General features: G+C 28.5%; 14 protein-coding genes and 1 pseudogene. 5 read left to right on the forward strand and 10 right to left on the reverse strand.

Features of this window, described 5'->3' with window-relative positions; genetic code table 11:
* Positions 1-624 precede the first annotated feature (624 nt).
* From CLU81_RS02645 to CLU81_RS02660, 4 genes are all read right to left on the reverse strand, one after another.
* Positions 625-1,059, reverse strand: coding sequence for a helix-turn-helix transcriptional regulator (locus CLU81_RS02645; RefSeq protein ID WP_099708407.1), 435 nt, complete (start codon positions 1,057-1,059; stop codon positions 625-627).
* A gap of 625 nt (positions 1,060-1,684) precedes the next feature.
* On the reverse strand, positions 1,685-2,017 hold the full coding sequence (locus CLU81_RS02650) for a hypothetical protein (protein WP_099708408.1): 333 nt from the start codon (positions 2,015-2,017) through the stop codon (positions 1,685-1,687).
* A gap of 282 nt (positions 2,018-2,299) precedes the next feature.
* Positions 2,300-4,276 carry a thiamine pyrophosphate-dependent enzyme gene (locus tag CLU81_RS02655; protein ID WP_099708409.1) on the reverse strand — a complete coding sequence of 659 codons (1,977 nt, stop codon included), beginning with the start codon at positions 4,274-4,276 and terminating at the stop codon, positions 2,300-2,302.
* Positions 4,277-5,601: 1,325 nt separating this feature from the next.
* On the reverse strand, positions 5,602-5,928 hold the full coding sequence (locus tag CLU81_RS02660; protein ID WP_144444460.1) for a hypothetical protein: 327 nt from the start codon (positions 5,926-5,928) through the stop codon (positions 5,602-5,604).
* Positions 5,929-6,618: 690 nt separating this feature from the next.
* On the opposite strand from CLU81_RS02660, the gene CLU81_RS02665 reads away from it, so the two are divergent.
* Positions 6,619-7,743 (forward strand): DUF4421 family protein, encoded by a 1,125-nt coding sequence (locus CLU81_RS02665; RefSeq protein WP_099708411.1) that lies wholly within the window; start codon positions 6,619-6,621, stop codon positions 7,741-7,743.
* Positions 7,744-8,076: 333 nt separating this feature from the next.
* On the opposite strand, the gene CLU81_RS02670 is transcribed toward CLU81_RS02665, so the two are convergent.
* The 3 genes from CLU81_RS02670 to CLU81_RS02685 all read right to left on the reverse strand — a co-directional run bounded on the left by CLU81_RS02670 (position 8,077) and on the right by CLU81_RS02685 (position 12,499).
* Positions 8,077-8,256 carry a hypothetical protein gene (locus CLU81_RS02670; RefSeq protein ID WP_099708412.1) on the reverse strand — a complete coding sequence of 60 codons (180 nt, stop codon included), beginning with the start codon at positions 8,254-8,256 and terminating at the stop codon, positions 8,077-8,079.
* Positions 8,257-8,310: 54 nt separating this feature from the next.
* On the reverse strand, positions 8,311-8,781 hold the full coding sequence (locus CLU81_RS27060) for a transposase (protein ID WP_233209640.1): 471 nt from the start codon (positions 8,779-8,781) through the stop codon (positions 8,311-8,313).
* Between the two features lie 2,767 nt (positions 8,782-11,548).
* A complete protein-coding gene (locus tag CLU81_RS02685) occupies positions 11,549-12,499 on the reverse strand; it encodes a hypothetical protein (protein WP_099708414.1) in 951 nt (316 codons plus the stop codon).
* Between the two features lie 1,011 nt (positions 12,500-13,510).
* Between CLU81_RS02685 and CLU81_RS02690 the strand changes: the two genes are divergently transcribed.
* From CLU81_RS02690 to CLU81_RS02700, 3 genes are all read left to right on the forward strand, one after another.
* Complete coding sequence (locus CLU81_RS02690; protein ID WP_099708415.1) at positions 13,511-13,936, forward strand: hypothetical protein; 426 nt, start codon at positions 13,511-13,513, stop codon at positions 13,934-13,936.
* Positions 13,937-14,597: 661 nt separating this feature from the next.
* The gene (locus tag CLU81_RS02695) at positions 14,598-15,104 is read left to right on the forward strand and encodes a hypothetical protein (RefSeq protein WP_144444461.1); all 507 of its coding nucleotides are present in this window, start codon (positions 14,598-14,600) and stop codon (positions 15,102-15,104) included.
* A gap of 1 nt (position 15,105) precedes the next feature.
* Complete coding sequence (locus tag CLU81_RS02700; protein ID WP_099708417.1) at positions 15,106-15,681, forward strand: hypothetical protein; 576 nt, start codon at positions 15,106-15,108, stop codon at positions 15,679-15,681.
* 1,642 nt (positions 15,682-17,323) lie between these two features.
* On the opposite strand, the gene CLU81_RS02710 is transcribed toward CLU81_RS02700, so the two are convergent.
* Entirely contained in the window at positions 17,324-18,016 is a 693-nt protein-coding gene (locus tag CLU81_RS02710; RefSeq protein ID WP_099708419.1) for a hypothetical protein, read from the reverse strand.
* Positions 18,017-18,696: 680 nt separating this feature from the next.
* On the reverse strand, positions 18,697-19,128 hold the full coding sequence (locus CLU81_RS02720) for a hypothetical protein (RefSeq protein ID WP_099708421.1): 432 nt from the start codon (positions 19,126-19,128) through the stop codon (positions 18,697-18,699).
* Between the two features lie 800 nt (positions 19,129-19,928).
* Here CLU81_RS02720 and CLU81_RS02725 point away from each other — a divergent pair.
* Positions 19,929-20,761 (forward strand): annotated as a pseudogene (locus CLU81_RS02725) (aquaporin).
* A gap of 417 nt (positions 20,762-21,178) precedes the next feature.
* Here the strand turns inward: CLU81_RS02725 and CLU81_RS02735 are convergent.
* Entirely contained in the window at positions 21,179-21,694 is a 516-nt protein-coding gene (locus CLU81_RS02735) for a hypothetical protein (RefSeq protein ID WP_099708424.1), read from the reverse strand.
* Positions 21,695-21,917 lie beyond the last annotated feature (223 nt).

A 21,917-nucleotide genomic window follows, 5' to 3' on the forward strand; every position in this document is an offset into this window, starting at 1 on the left:
ACATTTCTTCAGTCCATTTTTCTGTTTTAATAGCTGTTTATACTCCCTGCGCACCACTGTTATATAAGTGATATTGACTAAAAAATGTTTTATTTTTAAATCTCGAATAAAGTATAAGTTTAATTAATCAAACACTATTTACACTTAAAAAACATCTTACAATTGGTAACACAAAATAAAAACAATATATTAGTGCTGTTTTATTTTAAAAAGTCATTCTTATACTTTTTTCTATATTGAACCAGTTCGTTTAAACAACTACATTTCTAAGATGCAAATAAAACATAATTCACAAACTAAAAACAAACCAATGGGACATAATAATAGTGAGATACGGCTTTCCAAGTATTAATAAAAATTCTTATTGCCAAAAGGTATTATAAACACCAGTAAATGCGAGATACTGCATTAACAATTATACGAACGTAAACTGCAAAAGCCTGTCTATAAATCAATAGTTTAAAGCACTTCAACAAGTCCAAACAATGGGAAATTCGCTATTACCCCCACTAAAATTTCTAACCTGAATCAGGCGATTTATGGCGATACTGATACATGATGAATTACAAGAGGGCTAATTACACAAAAAGCAAACCTAAATTAAGGTAATTAGTTTCTTTTTTTTTACAAAATTTTGTCGCTTTTTATTTTTTTATCTGGAAATAGATAATTGTATTGTTTCAAATGACTTTTTCCAGTTCTTACTTTATGCTGAGTTGTTAAAACAGTTAGTTTATTTTGTTCGGCAACTTCTATAGTCAGAAGATAACTTGTCAAATATTTTCTGAGTATTTGTATCGTATCAACTTCAATAGAATAAATTGTTTTTTTACCTTCGTTTTTTACCTTTACCAGATTTGCTTTTTTTAATTCTAATAAATGTTTAGATACTGTAGATTGCGATAATGGAATTAAGTTAACAATATCACCGCAGCTTCTATTGTTCCTTTTCCATAGCAGTGTCATAATCTGAACTCTTGTAGGATGTCCGAGTGCTTTGCTAATTTTTCCTATCGTCTTTGTTTCAATATTAATATTTATTTTTTTTGTAATTCCCATAATTGCCAATTTAATTTTCTTAAACCTAACGCTACTTTTATGCGTTTTTTTCCAACTCCCCTGACATAAATCTATTTACAAGCTCTTCCCAATACATCCGAATTTTCTAATCACTACTTCCGTACAATTTGAGAATTTAGTATTTTGTTCCGGCAACAGAAAACATTTAAATCGTATCCAATATAATTTAAGTGCCTAAAAGCCAAAACCAAACAAATATCGACATTAGACTTTTAATTTCGAGGCGAAATAAGACACATAAATAGGACAATAAATTTTATCTCTAATCCTCAAATTCTCCTTGCTTACCAATCATTACGATCTTATATCATCGGTACATATGATAGAATAATCTAAATAGCCATTATTTATTTTTCTTCATATTTACAGCGGTATTCTTTATTAAAATGTTTATAAAAATTAGCTCAACTTAAAAAATTCAATTTTTTCCATACAATTATAGAAAACACTAATAATAATAATTAGCAACGTTATGTCGCTTCTAAAAATAATATCAATTAGAGTACTGATTTTACTAAAAAATTAAAAAACATCATTTGTATACTGTGTTATTAGCGAAAAATAAAAACGGACTATTCTAAATTCCTTGTTAAAATAAAAGCACTTATTTTTTACCAAAATCACTTTCTTCAGTAAACAAATAAATCCTATTATATCTTAAACTTCTCTTCGAAAATTTCCCCAGCGAATCTGATGTACGATAGATATTTTTAGTAGCATAAGCTTTCTTTTTTAAGGTAATTACATATGTTGTATCTGATTTCACTTCCATACAAAAATATCCACTACTATCGGTTTGAGTTCTATTACCATTAATATTTATAAATACATTTTTTATAGGTTTTTCCGTGTCATAATCATAAACAGTACCACTAAATTTATTATTGGTGCAACCATAAAACAGCAAGACAGCTATAAAAATAAATGGGTTTTTCATATTTTTTTTAGAATTTAGTGTTGGTAATTTTTCAAACTCCTACATAGCCTCCTTTACTAAGCAACACTATACAATTTAAGTTAAGTGTTTCCATTTTTTTGAAATATTTTAGAACAAAAAAAAGAAGTCATACAAAAGCAAATTATTGCATCAGGAAATATAACTCCAATTACCTTTGAATAAATTCATGTCTTTTTAAACCAAGTCGTCAAGATTGAAAAGACTACTAACTTATAAGTTAAAGGCTTTACACGAGAGCTTACAAAACCTCACGATCAGATACTAATAAGACAACAAATCTAACAACTCATTTTCAAATCGACTTTTTGGCAAATATTGATCTTCCAGTGCTTTTGCAAAAGGAACAGGAGAATCTAAACTTGCAACACGTTTTACCGGCGCATCCAGATATTTAAAACATTTTTCCATAATTAAAGCCGAAATATCACTTCCTATCCCGCCAAACATAGAATCTTCCTGATAAACAATAGCCCTTCCTGTCTTTTTAACCGAACTAAAAATAGTTTCAGTATCTAGAGGTTGCAGTGTTCTTAAATCGATTAAATCAGCCTCTACATCCGGGAATTTAGCTAAAGTATCCAGCGCCCAATGTACGGCTGCTCCAAAAGTGATAATCGTAACAGAACTTCCTTCTTTCAGTAACGCCGCTTTTCCCAAAGGAATCGTATAATAGTCTGTTGGTATGTCTTGGTAAACACCTTTATATAATTTTTTATGCTCAAAAAACAATACTGGATTCGGATCGCTTATGGAAGTATTTAATAACCCTTTTGCATCAAATGGAAAAGCTGGATAAACCACTTTTAAACCCGGAGTTTTGGTAAACCAGGCTTCATTGGTTTGTGGATGAAACGGCCCTTTCCCTGTACCACTGCCGCAAGGCATACGAATTACAACATCCGCTTTTTCTCCCCACCTATAATGCGATTTGGCTAATAAATTCACAATAGGATTAAACCCAGTTGAAACCAAATCTGCAAACTGCATCTCGATAATAGCTTTAAAACCGTTAATGGATAACCCCATTCCTGCAGAAATAACCGCACTTTGGCAAATTGGGGTATTTCTTATACGTTCTTTTCTAAATATCTCTACAAAACCTTCCGTAATTTTAAAAACCCCTCCATATTCAGCAATATCCTGCCCCATAATTACAAGGTTTTTATAACGCAGCATGGATTGTTCTAAACTACTTCTGATAGCATCTTTAAAACAACTATTTTCATATTCCAATGTAGGACTAACCCCTTCATATTGAAAAGGTTTATAAACATCGGCTAATTCTCCGCTATGAGTAGGAATGATTTCAGGTTCTGCATTTGCAATGGCTAAATGCTCATTAATTTCCTGCTTGATTTCATTTCTTAATATCGCATCATATTCTTCTGAGAGAACACCCTCATTTAGTAAAAACATTCTATAATTATCAACAGGATCCTTTGTTGTCCACATTTTTATTATTTCCTCCGGTACATATTGTGTACCACTTACCTCTTCATGACCACGCATTCTAAAAGTTTTAAATTCCAGTAAAACAGGACGTGAATTCTTAATCATAGAAGCTTTTAATTCTGATAAAAGATTATATATTTCTAGAATATTATTCCCATTAACAATATGACTTTCTATACCGTACCCACTTCCTTTATCGGCCAGGTTTTCACATCGATATTGCTCATTTGTTGGCGTTGAAAATCCATAGCCATTATTCTCAACAATAAACATTACCGGTAAGTCCCAAACTGCCGCTATATTTAATGCTTCATGAAAATCACCTTCACTCGTTGCTCCATCTCCCGTAAAAACAGCAGTGATTTTGTTATTCTTTTTTAGTTTATTCCCTAGAGCAATCCCATCTGCAACACCCAATTGAGGCCCTAAATGTGAAATCATACCAATAATACAATATTCCTGGCTTCCAAAGTGAAAGTTTCCCTCGCGACCTTTTGTAAAACCGTTCGCTTTGCCTTGCCATTGCGAAAAAAGTCGGTATAAAGGAATATTTCTTCCTGTAAATACACCTAAATTTCGGTGCATTGGCAAAATATATTCATCTGCATCTAAAACCGCTGTAACACCAACCGAAATAGCTTCTTGTCCGATTCCGGAATACCAATTGAAAAATTTTCCTTGATGGATTAGAAGTAGCATTTTTTCCTCTATCAATCTGGGCTTTAATAATTTTTTATATAAATCTAATAGCTGATTGTCTGTAAGGTTTTTTCTGTCGAAGATCATTTTTTAGTTATTAATTTGTGCCACGTGAAAATCCCTACAATGTAGACCGTAAATAAATAGTTGCTTTTAAACTTAGAATTGCCTCAAAGAGTTATTTGTTTTTACAAAAAATCAAAACTATAATCACTAATATTTTATTTCTAATAAACACCAGCGTTTTAAAGTTCTTAATAAAGCTTCTTTTTAAATTAATTCTTTTTTAGCAAAAAATTGTGTATTTGTGCATGTGTTCATACAAAAAAAATAAAATTGTATAAAAAATAAAAATCTCACAATTAGTTTTAGCACTTGTTAAATTTTATAAGTTTAAATCAAACTTTTGTTCCTCGCATTAATCAAAATATTTTTTTGCTAAAAAAGATGTGATTCTATTTTTTTTTATTCCTAAAGAACTTTTTCATAAATACATTTTAAAATAGCAATAGCATATAATCATTTAGAAAGACAAACCTTAAAACCTTAATTTCTTATTACTTCTTACACTTATACTTTCGTATAATTAGAATTTCCTCAATTTGCTCTCTTTTGTTTTAAACAATATTAATATTTCCAAATAGATTATAAGGTATCAAAAAAGCCGTAAAAATATAATTATAAAGCTTATTGCAAGGGGTGACATCGAACGAGTTTATTCAAAAGATTTTTTTTTAGAAATCAACTTGTTTAAAACAGATCATTTTTTTTTATTGGGATCTTTTTGCATTGTTGTTTTCCAATTTAATTCCAACATCTATTAAAGACAGCCCTAATGCTTTATAAATTAATTCTACAATCTATAAATAGAACTTCAACACACTATTTACTATAAATCAAAAATATCGCCATCACTCAACAATTAAACAGTTATTGAAGTGAACAAGAAATTTTGGCGAAAAAACATTAGAATTACAAATCCAACAATAAAAAAACAGAGCCTTTTTTAGAAAAGTATTTTATTAAAATACAATTGCAGATTAAAAAAAGGTGCTTAAATCATATCATGATTATAAGCACCTTACCAACGTTTAATCAAATAAGTGGAAAACCCAATTGATCTATTGCAAATTAAGTAAGTATAAACTCAATTAAAGGAGCAAATAAGCCATAAAAACACAATAATACATTCATAATGTTTAATAGTAAATAACATTTTTTTAACTAAAAGAAGTCCTAACATGTATCCTGCAAAAATTAGGACTAAAACTCAATTAACTTGCTTAATTAAACCTGTCGCTTACATTACCCTTATATCAAAGCAAAATAGGGAAATAATAGTTAGCTGATATTGAATATTCAAATATGGTGATAGCAAATTTATCTAAACCACTATTGTTCTTTTACAGAGCTTAGTCCAGCAACGAAGTGTGTTCACTAAAAAGTCTTGAAGTAATAGCCGAAATTGCCAACAGACCAATCAATAATACAAATAATTGTAATCCATTCTCATATCGCATAAATATTGATAATTTTTTTCTTTGCACAATAATTTCTTTTTCATTTTGCAATAAATAATTTCTTTTAAAAACAAAAAAAGAAATGCCTATAAAAATTAGTACTAGAAAAAAATGTCCAATATAATTTAATGAATACATCAACACACTACTTAAACATAAAAAAGCATTCAAAATCCACACAAAAATATTTACATACGCTAAAAAGTTATTGATCTTCATTATAAATTTTATTTATTTGTTATTTTTATTTTAACATCCCTCATTCAATTACCATTTAACTTTTTATAAAATTACAACTATAATATTTTTAGAGACCAGTATAATGGTATTGAAAAATCACTAAAAAAATCTTTAGTAATTCTTGAAAAAATCATTGGAATTTTACCTATTAAAATTAGATTACCATTTTTTTTTAATCCTACGCCCTTATTTAAATGGCTTTTTAAACATGTTTATTGTTTTTATTGTTACTTAATTTGTAATCAAAAATCCACTAGGATTCATGAGTCTGTAAATCTGGTCAATGTTCTGACTAAGTCATGGGAGACAAAAAATATGAGATGTGTCCAGATAATACCCCATTTTAAATAATTCATAATAACCTTTGATTTTTTCCACTATTTTAGAAAAATAAAGCGTTTTTTTTTATTTCAATGGACTAAATTTCACTTCTAGATAATAATTGAGGAGCAAATAAACTTTTTGTCATTCAATTTAGATGATCTTTCGACGACCGCAAATCACAAAAACATAAGTCCATTAAAACTAAAGGGCATAATTACATGTTTGGAATTAAAAAATTAAAAAGCAACATAAAATTAAACTTGTATTCTAAAAATTATTAACCACCGATTACTTCGCAAATTTATACTAAATACATGGAAACAAAATAATTTAAAACAAATCTATATGACTCAAATACCATATACTAAAAAAAAATTTTTTTTAGTATTTTCTCTTTTAACTGCACAATTTTACGGACAGGAAAATTTAGACTACAAAACAAATAAAATAACTCCTGACACTACTTATATAAAGAATTTAAACGATAAATTAATTGTCAAATTATTCCTTGATAGCAAAGTTGATTCCTATAGCTTTAAAAAAAAAAAATCACGCGAAACCCTAATGATAAGCCCAAATGTAAATTCCAAAATTTCACTGTCATTAGACTATGAAATCCTTACTATAGCCTTGTCGGTTCCAAAAAAATGGGGACTGACAAAATCAGATAATAAATTAAGAGGAAAATCAAAAGATATTTCCTTTTCGTTTGGTGTTTTTCTCAACAAGCTATATCAAAATTTTTATTTTAGCGACACTAAAGGATACTATATAGTCAATACTGAAGATTTTATCCCAGATTGGCAACTAGGAAAAGATTCTTATTTACAACTCCCCAATTATAGGGTGAGAAAATTCGAAGGGACTGCAGCTTATGTTCTTAATGGAAATAGGTTTTCATATCGATCTTTTTTATATCAAACTCAAATCCAGAAGAAAAGTGCAGGCAGTTTTATTCCAACTTTGAATTATATGTACTTATACAAGAACAATAATGAACAGGAATCTAATCAACGTTATCATAATAATGTCCTTTCCCTTTTATTGGTGCTCTCCTACCAATATAATTGGGTTGTCTCACCTAGCTTCAACCTATATGCCGGAACTAATATTGGAGGCGGTTTCAGAAACTCAAACGAATCTCTCAATAATAATAATAATAATAATAATAATAATAATAATAATAATAATAATAATAATAATAATAATAATAATAATAATAATAATAATCCGGAAGTAAATTACCACACTAGTTTAAGCAAGACTTTGGGTTTTAATGCCAATGTAAACTATCAAAAAAACAACTTTTTTTGCGGTTTAAAAGCTACCTTTACAGAAACAAATGCCAATGATGACGTACAAAGCAGTGTTAATAATTTAGTTTCTTCTGGAGTGGCTTATTTGGGATACCGTTTTGACACCCCTAATTTAATTTCCAAAACTTACAACAATCTTCAAAAAAAAATATAGATGCATACATCCGTAAAATTAACAACTTACCAAATTTTTCACAATAATCTATTAAATAGTCAAATCTTATTTTATATAAAATAAAATAAAAAAACCACGAAATCTAAAGGTTACCATAAATAAGATCATCAAGTATTTAATTTTTGCCTTACTATCTTAAAAATTAATAAACAAAGATAATACATAAACAAGAAAAATAACCAATGATGCGTACAACGTATTTTGCAGAAAATGCCATCCCTTAATTCCCTGAATTATCAAAACTACACTAGAAGCTAGCGCCATGCAAGCCATTCTGAGCTGTAAGAGATCAAGATCCTTTTGCATATGACCTTATCCACACATTCCTCCTAATCCTTCTGAAAGGGCATATAGGAAGTGTAAAAATGCTACTAACAATAGAAATATTATGCCTATTAAAATTTTTATTATAGATTTTTTATTTTCTGGTTGAGCCGTTTTTTCTGGTTCAACACTTTGTAAATAACTGGATAATGATTTGATTTCTTTCATATGGTGTTGTTTTTTTAAATTTTAATAATTAATTCAAGTTGCTAGTTGATTGCTTTATTTAATTGGAGTCCAAATACAAACAATGTCAGTTTTATCAAAAAAACCTTCTAATGTTACTGCATGTATAGTTCTTGGAAACATTTTTTTTATATCGCTTATTGTTGTTTCTACTCTTTTTCTCATTTTTAACTTTTCATTTTTTTGCTCTATTGTATCTGTTCGTTTAGCATTTGACTTTCCTTGAATTTTTAATAAAACACATTTTTTCATTAGGGCAAAATCTTCTAAACCGTAATCAGTATAAGCACTATCTCCATAAATCGATGCTTCAGCAGGCAGCTTATCCATCATTTTTCCTAAAGCTTTTATGTCAGCTGTTTTACCTGGCGTGAAATGAAACGCTATCGGTATTCCATTTTTAGTTGTCAATAACTGAACTTTTACCCCATAAAAATAGTTTCTCATACTTGCTGTATAACCTCTGTACTTTTTGCCTTTAAGAATCTTAGAGTTTGTAATCCTCATGTTTTTACAAACTGCTACGGGAAATGAATCTATAATGTATTACATCTCACAACAGAAATCTTTAAAATAGGAACTTATGATCTCAAATAATTCATATAGAAGTCTGCCAACTTTATGTAAACGCCTGTTGAATCTGCTCTTATCAAGCATCTTTGGAATAAATCCATATTCTTTCATAAACTTAATGGCTGAGCAGTGATTGCCATAAAAGCTTGTTGAAGAAACAATTGCCGTCAGGATAATTTCGCTGTCACTTACATGTCTTCTTACATCTTCGGGATGATTAATTCCTTGTAAAATATCATCTATTAAACAAAAAATTGATATAATTTTGTCTTTACAAAGCATGGGTAAGGTTTATTGGTTCGCAAAACAAATTTACTGAACCTGTGCTTTGTTTTTTTATTACCTCTAAACTAGCAACTTGAATTAATTAAGTAAAATAGTTTATTGTATGTTTATTGTTTAACTAGCTAAAGATCATTGACGCTGAGTCTTTCGAATAAAAAATAATTAAGGATACATATACGAACATGCTTTTTTACTCAATTAGTTTAATTAAAAGCTTTAAAAAAAATATTTATTTATATTTTACAGGATAAAATGAGTCTATAAAAAAACAATTGCACTGAGCAGGAAGAATATCTCGCATTACTATTAACCTATTGCCCTTATATAATTCCCCATTTTATTTAAAATACTCCGATAAGAAACAATCCCAAAAATAGCATTCAAAAAAAACTTTTGAACTTGATCTCTTATTTTCTGGCTGAGCTATTTTTTCTTGTTTTCTCCTACTCTGCGATCGATCTGACAACGATTTGATTTCTTTTTCATATAATTTCTTTGGAAAATTTGATTCAAGTAAAGCAATGATAAATTGTATATTTTGTTGCTTAGTCTACGAGATATTAGTGAAAATCAAATTTCTGTGTGACATTTTTATCCAATAGCTTTTTCACTTTTGCTTTATGGGGTTGAATCTATAATAATCTTTAATAGTATCTTGGCAATTCTGAGCAAAATAAATAACATTGTTTTAAGCAGCAATTCAGGAAGAAAATAAAAAACATCACGAGAAAGCAGTAAGATACTGATGGAAGTGTTTTTTAATGAATCGACAGTTTCAGATTCTGCATATATAGTTTTGTGCTCAATCGTATGTAATTTTAATAGATTTAACCTTGGGCTTTAAAGTATTAACACAAGAAATTAAAAATCCGGTTAAAACAAATAAATAATGTAGTTTTCTATCTCATTTCCAGGGTTTATATTTTTTTTCAGTAGTAAGTTCCAAAATGCAAAGCAAGTACAATTTATCTTTTTTATACCTATATTGAGTCATATTAATACAAAAATGAGACACTTTTTAAATCAAAAAAATCGATGGCAAAAGAAATACCTATTTACCTTTAGAACAACATATCTTTAACATTTCAAAGAATAATTTAAAGCTCGATACTAAATATGGCTATTTTAAAAACAGCAATAATTTATTAGTCATTTTTTTGAGAAACCGACAATGAAAATTTCAAAGCTCTTTCAAATAATGTATTTTAAAATTTGGCCTGAAAAGAACTTTTCATCCTGATAAAAAAAATGTAACTAAGACTGCATAAATTAAAAATGAAAAATTGAACCTGAAAACAATACTTCAAAATTATCCAGCTGTCATAATCCGCATATAATCATTTAACAACTACAAAAATTCAATATTTATTTTAATTAGCACTGATTTACAATCGTTTAAACCAAAAACAATTCCTTGTCGCACTTCTTTTTACTAAATGTCCACTTCAAAAAAATACTTTATAAATTCCCGAACCTTGTAAGGCAAGATGGATTCCCGTTCAGAACAATCATCACAATCTTTTAACTCAATATTATTAAGCTCTCTTAGCTTTAATTTCTCCTTTTTTAGAGCCGTACAAGACCCTAAAATTATAATTCCGCCTAATAATACAATTTTATTCATATTTTTTTCGCTATATTATTCAATCAAAAGAGCTATATAAGGATCCTCTATTCAACTTTTAAAGTGACTCTCTAACTTCTACAACTTCTTCCCATTTTTTATTCTATTTTATTTTGGTACGAAATGTTTTGGAACCCGAATCCAGATAATCTGTCAAAATATTAAAATGTTCGGATTAGAATTTTATCTCCATTTGTTCAATCATTCAATTTTCAAATTACTTTTTTTAAGTGGTTTTTCTTTGGACGATACTTTAAATTTCTTGTAAAATCAATACTTGATTTTAGATTATCCCAATGATCGAAACGAAAATAAAATCATTAATTTCATCATAAAACTTAATTATAAATTAAGCAGAATCATAAGGAATCAAAAAACTAATTGGTATTTTTTTTAAAAATTTGATAATGGTATGAAATAAGCAATGATAATTCTACCCATAGGAGTTAAGATTCTTTTACTATCTCACTAATAAGATTAAAAGAGCTATTAGGATATTATTAAACTCAAAAATAGAAAGCCTATTTGATTTAGAAATGGCCTTAAATTGGATTTTAAATTTAAAAATAATTTTTCACAAACCCAACAATGAAATTAATTTACAAATAAGTTCTTTTAGAATACCATAAACCTGACAATAGATTCTCTTTCTTGGAATAATATATTTTTGAACTGAAAAGGGCATGATCCCAACACACCCTTTCAATCCAAAACTTAACACTCTCGTGGTGAATTTAAATAATCTTTAAAAGAAATATTCAAATCACATCCGTAAGGTCAATAATAAATTCACTAGATTTTATGTGAATCTAAATCTCCTATAGTTAATGTAACTAACCCCTTTGTTTTTTCCCATATATTTTGGAATCCTTTATAAGGAACCGTTGTACCGGTACGAGTAATATTTTCAATTTTCTTTTTAAAATTTGCGTTTTCCGTTTCAGTCAGCACTGATGGACTCACTACGACTATTAAAGAATTAAACTTTTTCTGTGCCTGAGCACTGTTTGGAATTCTAACTTTATCAGTATAGCGACTGTCATTATAAATACCCAAGCTGGCCTTATCTTTAATTTCTGAAGCCGGAATAGCTCCCATAAGATAAAGTTCTATCTCGGAGAAGTTGTTAGCGACACTACTTAAAATCCCTGTTCCGTTATCCCAATGACTAGGGTAATTTTGCGGAACAATCCAATTGGCCCAGCGATGCATCATTTCATGCAAAATAGGACCATTATCAATATTGTTTTTATACAAAAAATAAACCCCCTGTAATTTACCTTTTGAACCAAATTTTGATGTATCATTAAAAAGGCTAAGCCCAATACCTTTGGTATCATTTTTTACAAAAGCAAATTCACCATAGGGCATATTCGATGGCAGATCCTTATTATTCATCACAAAGACAATAAAATCGAAATCATCTTTCAAAACTGGAAAGATTTGTGTTTTACATAAATCTTTTAGTTTATCATTTGTTAATTTATTATTAATTGAGTTACTGTTCCAGTATTTGAAATCAGAATCAGATACTTTTAAAACAGTAAAAGTATTTGATTTTTCAACAGTTAAATTGGTTACAGGCGGCAGTTGAGGATCTTTAGGTGTTTCAATAATCGGACTCTTGTCCGTAAGTTTAGTATCATCGTCACCCGAGCAGCTTGTAAACAAGAAAAAAATTCCTAAAATTGTAAAAGCACAAGATTGAAAAGTAAAAAAAGGATAGAATTTAATAGTTTTCATTTATAAAATTAATTAAAATTATTTACAACATATTTAAATCAATATGTTGCTGACAAAAATAATGCATCTAAATATTATAATCCGAATACAATAAGCCTTTAAAACAAAACATTGGGATTTATTCACAACCTACTTCATTAATGGTTAACTAGAAAAACTAAATCTTGGCCAATTCCATTAACTTCACAGTCTTAAAACTCTATTTCTTACCAAATTAAGCACTTCTTTTCCTTTTTTTTCAAGCAAATACTTAGATTCTATAATATCAATGCTATAATTGTAAATAGCAATAAAATAATTTTAATGAAAAATATAGTTTTTAAAAAAGTAGAAACAATTAAGTCTGACGGGTAAATTCACAATCTGTAAAGACCTTTTTTCATCAGCTTAACCATGTATTTAAAAGTCCTTATGTTTTTAAAAAATGAATCACAATAACCAAAAGAGGTGCTACTTTATAATTTCTATAATAAGCACCTCTAAAAACAAATTCAATAAAGCAATACCACTTGCCTCTACAAAGGTGACATTTATTACTCTAGTACTATTATTCAATAAGCCTTAAAAATATAACTTAAGACTCAATCTTTTTACAATATCTTACCTGTTTTCATTTTTTATCCTAAAACCTAGACAACTCCAGGTTAACAAAAAAGGAAAAATTTAATCTTTCTTGCACTTTCTAACTTTCTTTGACTCTTCAAACTGTTACTATTGCAAATAATATCAAGATAAAAAAATCATCTATCAATGAAAGAACAACAAATTTTCAAAAGATATTATACTGTTAAATAATTTTCTAATTCCAATTTTCAAACCATCAATAAAATGATCTATGATCATCTTTATTAGACTTATTTAACACCCGTATTTAATGCTTGTTAAATAAATTTGCTCATTCATTTAACTAATGACTTTCAAAGCCTTATCATTATTCTATTCTCACTTTGAACTCTTCTTCTATATGGAGCTATACTATAAAAATAAATATTAATTAATAATCAATAAAAAATGCAAAAAAAAATCTTCGGATTGGTTCTAGTATTTTATTTCATTTCATGCTCTAACGACAATACCAAACTAGAAATTGTAAAAAACCATTTAAAATCATTAGGTATTTCACATAACGAATTGAATTCATTAAATTATAAAGTTACACCAATCTTGGGAAAAGATGCGTATGATGCTGCTTTTAAGAGACTTTCTAAAAACGAAATGCGTTTTCAAACAACTAAATCAAACCATCATATCAAAGGGGTTTACAAACAAATAGACACCTTAGGATTAAATTATTACAAAATGAGAGAGAAAAATTACTTTCTTGTTTTGGCTTTTAAAATAACAGGTAAGGATACTGTTTTTAAAAGCTTATATTATTTAACAAACCAGAATAAAATATATGATTTTAACAATATTAAAAATGAAGACAGGATTTAAAAATACATTGGTTTTAAAGTCAATTCGCGCGTTAGGATATCTATTGTCTTTTATAATAGCAACAGTAGCTATTGGAGATATTATCTATGCTTTCTATAAGATTTGGATCAGGTAAACAATTCAGAAAGCATATTGGTCCTTTATAAAAAATATAAAATCACTTGCTTAAACACGGGCATCTTAAAAATATTGGAAAACAGTAAAAAACGGGGAAAAAAATAATTTCGGACTCTGATTTCTATCTAAAAATAAAAGATAAATGATATTTCACACCATGAAAGTACAAAATAATTTGCAAAAAAAAACAACCACCTGAACAACAGTAGCTTTCTTGAATTTACACAAAAAACTTAATCCTTTTCATATCGTCCTTAAAAGGTATAGATTAAAAATGAGACAGTGACCCCATACTGATAAATAACTAGTAAAAAAAACTTAACAATAAAATATTAAAAAAACCATCAAAAATACTTTATTGTTGTATTTATTAGACTTACTACACATCATTTTTAAATAAACAATATCGAAATTTGTACTCTATTTAGGTAATTTGATAGAAACTTGGGTAAAAGCACTTGAATTATATGTAATTATAATTTGAGCGTTTTTTTATGCACTAAAGCAAGACTATAAAAATATCAATCAATTAAAATTAAAACAAATGAAGAAGATTTTCCTAGTGTTCGTGATTTTTATCTATTCGATTTGTAATGCACAAAATGATTCCAAAAAATCGCCATTAAAAATAGATCTTATTACAGACAATAAAGGTGGATGGATAGCGTACAAGCTAAATAAAAACTTAAGATTCCTTAATAAAGAACACACTACTGGATTCTCGATAGTACCGCACCTAAACATTAAAAAAAAATTGGACTACTTTCAAATAGCAACTTATAACATAGGAAATTGTGACGAAAAAGGAACCGTAATATTTTCCTTTGAAGACAACACAACTTTAACCTTAAAATCTTTTAGTACCTACAATTGTGATGGATCAGCCGCTTTTTTTTATGATAGTGAAAATGTAAAAATATTATCAGCAAAAAAGATAAAAAAAATAAGATATAAAAATGGTAGAAGTGGCGAAAGCTACACAACCTCTTTAAAACCTGAAGAAGAGAATTATTTTATCACACTTTTCAATTTTCTAAACAACAAACAATAAAATGAAAAAAATAATATCAAAATTGATCTTAGGATCTATTTTAATCTCCTGCTCAAAAGAAAGTAAAATAGATTCCGAAATTAAGACATATTTAGAAACAAACGCAGAAGCACCAAAGAATTGCGAATCAATCCACTTAACTATAATTGACACGATAACAATTGGAAACATAGCCCAAAGGTTAAAAGAAGAAAATGACACTTATATCAAAGAAAATGAATCATTAATAAACCAAACACAATTGGCTTTGAAAAAAAAAGTTTTTAAGCCCAAACAAAATCAACATGAATTTGATGATTTTGCCAAACAATGCAATGATCAAATTAGTTCCTGCAAAGCTATAATAGAAGAAACCAACCTAGACAATAAAGAGATATCAAAATATTTAAAATCTTCTAACATTTTAGGATATACAGCTTCTTACAAATATCGACTTACAAACACACTTGGAAACTCTGAATTATCGGAAAAATTAGTACTTTTTAATAAGGATTATATTTTAGAATTTTTTGATGCTTCGCTTATAGACGAGAAAGTATTGTTTAGAAAAACAATTAGACATATTAGGACAAAATGATAAAAAACAAGAACCAAAATTAAGTCTATTTATCAACAATAGACAGAACTAGGCAATTATTACTTTAAAGGCAAAGCTTATTAAATAGATATTTTATAGAATATACACACATCCGATTACTATCTTTTAGCAATACTAAAACAGTATTTTTTTTAAAACATACAAGCCTTCCAACCAGCTCAAAAGATAATTCTAGGTAAAAAAAACCAATAAACCTAATATTGAATTTTTACCACAATACCATCGGCGATCAGCCGACACTCCCCTCCTTCGGACTGATTAAAAAAAAAAACATATAAGGCAAAAAAAGCATCTTCACAATAATATTGATACTTTTATCAAAAGTGCCCAGCCTTGGAAATCACACGTCTTCTTGCTCTAAAATTCCTTCATTGTCCTTCTGAAAAATTGACAGGCATGATACCCTATCCCAATTCTAAAAAATGATTAAAGCATCAAAAAACAATAGGCTCTCTTCTTCATTATTACCCGGACTGTGACAATAAGATATTTTAAACAAAACAGGATACACAAAAAGCATCCTACCATGAAATCGTAACTTTTTAAATTACATAATCACATTAAAAACAGATGAAAGACAAAAAATGAAGTAATAAACCCAAAACCAAACCACAACAACCTGGCCACCCAATTTTCTCTCTGAATTTCTTCTCTTTGTACATTTTTCATTTTCATAATACTTAAAATTATTTATTTTAGACTTACAGAATTTGTTCTGTAAAACTATATTAAAGATTAAAATTTAAAAGTCTACTAAAGACATATAAATATCTAATGAGCTTTTTACTTGCTTAGAATTACTGTAAAAAAAATCATTACTACATTTATATGTCTCATTTAGCACCTCGCTCAAATTATACTTAACGATATTTGTATAAGCATATTTGGAAGATAGCTTATTCTGGACATGAGGTACTTAAAATCGTTCTTTAAGTACCTCTTTTATTAATTAAATGTTCATTTTTCAATCTTTACTTCATTTACAGAAAACTTATAAAACCCCTTACTTTCTTTATTTCTTTTAAGTTCAGAAAAATAGATACTATCACCCCTCACATCATACGTATTAACATAATAATTGTTTTTCTCTTTATCTGTAATTTTATATTTTGTAACCAAACTCGTGCAGCAAGAAAAAAGGCTTCCATAACAGACTAATAAAAAAAAATATCTTTTTTTAACCTTATTCACTTCACTATTTGCAAGATATATTATTTTCACTCTATTTATTTTTATGCCTGAAAATTAAAAAAAGACTCAAACATAAAAATAAAAAAAAGACATACTTTCAGTAAAAAAAGCCAATATTTGACCGATATAAATTGGATATTCTAGAGCAAACTGAATAAATAATTAAAACTATTTTTATCCGATTAAAAAAGAGTACAAAACAATAACAACTTTAGTTTCTTGAACGCTCTTTAATCTCAAGTGCTTACTAATTTAAAAAATCACAGCAACGATAAGATACGTGAAAACCTCACAGTTCTTATAAACTAAAACAAAAAAAAACAACCACAAGAATCTTCTTGTCGCTGCTTTTTTTATCTTATTCCAAACTAGATTTTATAACCAAACAATTTAGAATTATTGATTTTCAATTACAAAATAAATTACTATATTATTTGATATACCTAAACTTGATTACATCACCGATAACTAAAGAATAATTACCATTAGAACCAGGAACATAAGTAGCATCAGTACCCGCAAAAGTAACAGAACCATTAGCAAGTTCAACACCATTACAAATCATAACTAACACAGAACTAGTAGATGGTGTTGCTGTTAATGTGAATACCGTTTGACCAGCAGAAGCAACTGTAAATTGATCAACAATCTCTGTAAAAGAATTTCCTTTATCATTAAAAGTATTCCAGTCAGCAGCAGAAATTACACCTCTTGTCGTAGCAGATGCATTTGGCAAACTTATAGTTATGGCTGGAGTGGTCGTATCGGTAGCCACTGCCACAGCTACATCAGAACCCAAGGTATTGACCGTGGCAGAAACCAAAGTAACCGAACCAATACCTTTTGCATCAAGCTGTCCCTGAACACTCGATGTCGCATCTAAAAAATCTAAAGTTGTTGTTGTCACTGAAGATTCTGTAATATCACCACTTGCATCAGTTACCACTACTTTTCCTGCTGTCAACTGCTCTGTATCTATTGTCTTTGCAGAACCTGTAATTAAAGGCTGTACACCACCAGTTGGGAGGGTTATTTTTTTACCATTTACAGATGCAACGACATCTTGCGCTTTCACCGAATAAACTCCCAAAACCAAAAGAGAACTTAAAATATAATTTTTCATAATATTATTTTTATTATTTTTATTAATATTATGCAAAAATAAATACGATGATATTTTAAACTTTTATAATTAAGCCCTAAATTTATGATAATAAGGTATTTCTTCAAAACTGATCATATAGTAAAACCAAATCCGCACCCATCAAAAGCCCTGAAAAAAATAAATTATTTTTCTTCTTTGTTTATTATTATAATCAAGCAAAAGCATTTTTTTTTCGTTTTAAACTCTGTAATACACACTCTACCGAAATTATATAAGCAGAACTCTTTTTCACAAAAAAAACACTCATTATCAGTATTGTTATATTCAAATACTACAATAAAGCTTTCTTTCCTATCAATTCCTTCTACTTTTTTTTTGCTAAACCTAATGCAAAACCACATTGTTTAACTTCACATACTTTTACCATCTCACTGTAAAATATTTGACTAATCTCAATGTAACTGAATATCTCTAAAAACATTTTCTGAGACAAAGTTAAATCACTAACCAAAAACAAGAATCTTATTTACAATTAAATTTAGCCTCACCTTTATTCTCACCTAAAAGATACCTAATTTACATTTTACTAACTAGATATGAATATTAAAACCTAATAACTTTTTTAATTATTTTATCTTGTGAAAACCAATTTTATTTAACATCCTTGCCCTGCTAAAAAAACTTCCGATTTAATTTTACTAATCGATTATCAAACTATAAAGAGATTCGTTAAATTGTTTCTGGATACATGGACTTGGTAATTGAGAATTTGTTAATTGATTCTCACAATAAGAACTACGTCTAAAATACAGTTTTAAATCTTTGATAATATCAGACCTTTTTTTTGATGCATTTAACAAAAATAAATCATTGATATTTTCCAAAAATGCTAAGTTTGAATATAATTTTTCATTGAACACACAAATTATTGTATTTGATTCGATTTTATATAATCTTAAAAAATCTAATAATTCAAATTTATTATAAACAACCAAAATCAAGAAATCAAACTCATCTTGTGTATCACACAAAAAAGTGGTTTGAAAAAACTCCGGCTCATTACAAAGTTTTTTTTTAAACATTTTCAAAAAAGCCCTTTTATTATCACAAACCAAAATTTTTTTCTTCATCTTTTTCTAATTTTTAATCTTACATTAAAAGGTTTTGCAAATTAAAATCAATACAAAGGTATAGTAAGTACGTAGGGAAAAACTGAGCAATGAGACATAAAAGAAGTATAATAAGTTCTTTTTATTTAAAAAATTACTGTTTAAAATATCTATTAAAACTTAACAATTTTAAATCCGCAGTACAAATCTTTAGTTCAAAAAGATTCCAATTTTGAGGCATTACTAAAATCCAACAATATACAATTCGAAATTATACAAAAACATTATTGCCTTATTTATATGACTTATTCAAACCCTTAAATAAATAAGGTTTGATGATATTTACCTCACAATTTAAAAAATGTATCTTTTGTGTTCCCAAATAAATATACGAATCAGCACTTGAAACATACAAAATCATTCCATTTGAATTTTAACAAAAAACACATAAACTGATCGTTTTTTTATCATTTTTTTAATCGCAAAAAAAATATCGCAAAACTTATCCAATAATTTAAATCACTTAAAAAAAACTTTAATGTTCGGCGATCATTTACATCATCTTAATGCGATAACATTACCTTAAAACACTAAAATTAACACACCAACCAACAATTAAAAATAAATTCAATTCCTCCGTCCCCAGTGAAAAAGTATTTTTTCAAACCTAAAATCTCGAGAATCATTTACTCAAAATTAATCGTAATATATTTGATTTTTCACCTCTACAAAAGACCGTTTTGATACAAAAACTACGATTAGCCATATAGTTATAAATTTTAAATCCATCCAAGAGAGATCGGATAATAAATACCCAGATAATGAAAAAATTGTTAGCCGAATTTTTAGGAACCTTTTTACTTGTTTTTTGTTGCTGTGGTGGCGCGTATTTTGCCGCTGAAATCCCGAAAATAAAAATATCAGGAGATTTTTGGTTATTATATAGTGGATATAATAACATTTTTTTCACAACTAAAATTCACAATCCAGAATTTTTAAGAACACACTGGCTGGCTTTCGACAATTCTAACGCCCTTCTTTTTGCCATAGGCATTCCTGATGTAGACCCAACAATTATCTGGGTGATCACAGGACTCCTCTTTAGTGTTTTGAGCACAATTTATGCCTTAAGTGATATTTCCGGAGGACATTTTAATCCCGCGATTTCATTTGGATTATGGGCAAGCAATAAATTCCCTACTAAAAATTTATTGCTTTATATCCTCGCCCAGTTTCTTGGTACTTATATTGCCGCAGAAACAATATACTCGATCGCCTATGACAAAACCAAAAATTTTGCCTTCAACGGGTTCGGAATCTTCATCCCTCCTCAAGGCTACTCAACAAAAGATATATTTATTGCAGTTTTTTTACTGACGGTATTTTTTTGATAATACTGCTGGTCACCACTGACAAATATGCAGAAAGAAAATTCACAACAGTCTCCACCGGTCTTATACTAACCATAACACTATTGATCTGTATCCCCATTACCAACTCGTCACCAAATCTATCGAAATCTTTTCCCCAGACATTGTCCGTTTGCGAAGATTCACTTTCCCAAATTTGGCTATTTTGGATAGCACCGGTCTTAGGAGCTATTTTTAGTGGATCTATATATAAAACAAAAATACAAATTTTTATCTGGAAATAAACCTCCCTGTCATATCCTTGCACAGCAATTAAGCAAAAAGCTCTTATGATATAAAGGACTCTAAATCAACATAATTAAAAACAATCTATGATAACTAATTTCATTTTATACACAATCTTATTTTCAGGTTACCATTTAAGAGAAAATCCTTCAGTTGGATTAATTAACTTAAGTCTGACCTATAATACAAAAACAAGCATAGATACATTTTTTAAAACTGTTGGTATCACTATCATTTGATAATAAATCCTGCGATTAAGAAAAAAAATCTTATTTAAGTAAGATGACAACTTTTACACTCAAACACAATAATACTAATAATGACATAACGCTTAAAGCCGAATGGATCTCTTTGGGAGCCCTGTTCTAGTTAAATCCATTTTATTATAAAAAAATAAACCTATTACTCAACTTTATTCAATAATTTTTATAATACCACTTGTAACCAAATCTAAAAAAACCACTTGCTTTCATCTCACGTGATAATCCAAAAATTTCCTGATCATCTCTCTTGTCATAAGTTACCCTTATTCCAACAAAAAAATTATCCGTTAAATTGAGTTCAACACCTCCTTCAAGCCCAAACATCGGACGCCATGCTCCTTCATGCCCCCGTCCTACACGTGCTAATCGAATGCCACTGTAAAATCTTGTTTTCTCAAATAGCCCAGAAGTCAAACTCATTCCTATAGCTCCATGTACATCCCAATACCCACCATATAATGCAGAAAAAGATTCAAAACCAGCCTTTGTATAAACAAACCCTGAATATTCTATTTCACCCACGAAATCTGCCCCCTCTTCCTTAATAGAAGCAACAGGACTAATTGAAATACTTGCGGTAAAAAATTCTTTTTCTGAAAACCGCAAGCCGTTTTGAGAGAATACTATTTCACAAAAAAGAAATACAAGTATTAAAAATAAACTTTTCATTTAAAATATTTTTATATGTTAAACCAGTCAAAATAACGTTCTCTAACTTTGATTATCAAACAATTTAACCGAGATACAAAAAAAAGAGAAATTAATAACAGCAGCAGATTTAATAGGTCTTATAAATATTGTAATAGTTTTTTTGTACAGTCATATAAAGTAACAAATACAAAATGAAGGTATGTGTATTTATATTTTTATCACCACACTATAGAGTAATATC

The organism is Flavobacterium sp. 9 (assembly GCF_002754195.1).
Taxonomy (GTDB): Bacteria; Bacteroidota; Bacteroidia; order Flavobacteriales; family Flavobacteriaceae; genus Flavobacterium.

Bases quoted from the DNA above. Each gene is read 5' to 3' on its own strand.
- CLU81_RS02645 (WP_099708407.1), bottom strand. From the start codon at position 1,059: ATGGGAATTACAAAAAAAATAAATATTAATATTGAAACAAAGACGATA.
- CLU81_RS02650 (WP_099708408.1), bottom strand. From the start codon at position 2,017: ATGAAAAACCCATTTATTTTTATAGCTGTCTTGCTGTTTTATGGTTGC.
- CLU81_RS02655 (WP_099708409.1), bottom strand. From the start codon at position 4,276: ATGATCTTCGACAGAAAAAACCTTACAGACAATCAGCTATTAGATTTA.
- CLU81_RS02660 (WP_144444460.1), bottom strand. From the start codon at position 5,928: ATGAAGATCAATAACTTTTTAGCGTATGTAAATATTTTTGTGTGGATT.
- CLU81_RS02665 (WP_099708411.1), top strand. From the start codon at position 6,619: ATGACTCAAATACCATATACTAAAAAAAAATTTTTTTTAGTATTTTCT.
- CLU81_RS02670 (WP_099708412.1), bottom strand. From the start codon at position 8,256: ATGAAAGAAATCAAATCATTATCCAGTTATTTACAAAGTGTTGAACCA.
- CLU81_RS27060 (WP_233209640.1), bottom strand. From the start codon at position 8,781: ATGAGGATTACAAACTCTAAGATTCTTAAAGGCAAAAAGTACAGAGGT.
- CLU81_RS02685 (WP_099708414.1), bottom strand. From the start codon at position 12,499: ATGAAAACTATTAAATTCTATCCTTTTTTTACTTTTCAATCTTGTGCT.
- CLU81_RS02690 (WP_099708415.1), top strand. From the start codon at position 13,511: ATGCAAAAAAAAATCTTCGGATTGGTTCTAGTATTTTATTTCATTTCA.
- CLU81_RS02695 (WP_144444461.1), top strand. From the start codon at position 14,598: ATGAAGAAGATTTTCCTAGTGTTCGTGATTTTTATCTATTCGATTTGT.
- CLU81_RS02700 (WP_099708417.1), top strand. From the start codon at position 15,106: ATGAAAAAAATAATATCAAAATTGATCTTAGGATCTATTTTAATCTCC.
- CLU81_RS02710 (WP_099708419.1), bottom strand. From the start codon at position 18,016: ATGAAAAATTATATTTTAAGTTCTCTTTTGGTTTTGGGAGTTTATTCG.
- CLU81_RS02720 (WP_099708421.1), bottom strand. From the start codon at position 19,128: ATGAAGAAAAAAATTTTGGTTTGTGATAATAAAAGGGCTTTTTTGAAA.
- CLU81_RS02735 (WP_099708424.1), bottom strand. From the start codon at position 21,694: ATGAAAAGTTTATTTTTAATACTTGTATTTCTTTTTTGTGAAATAGTA.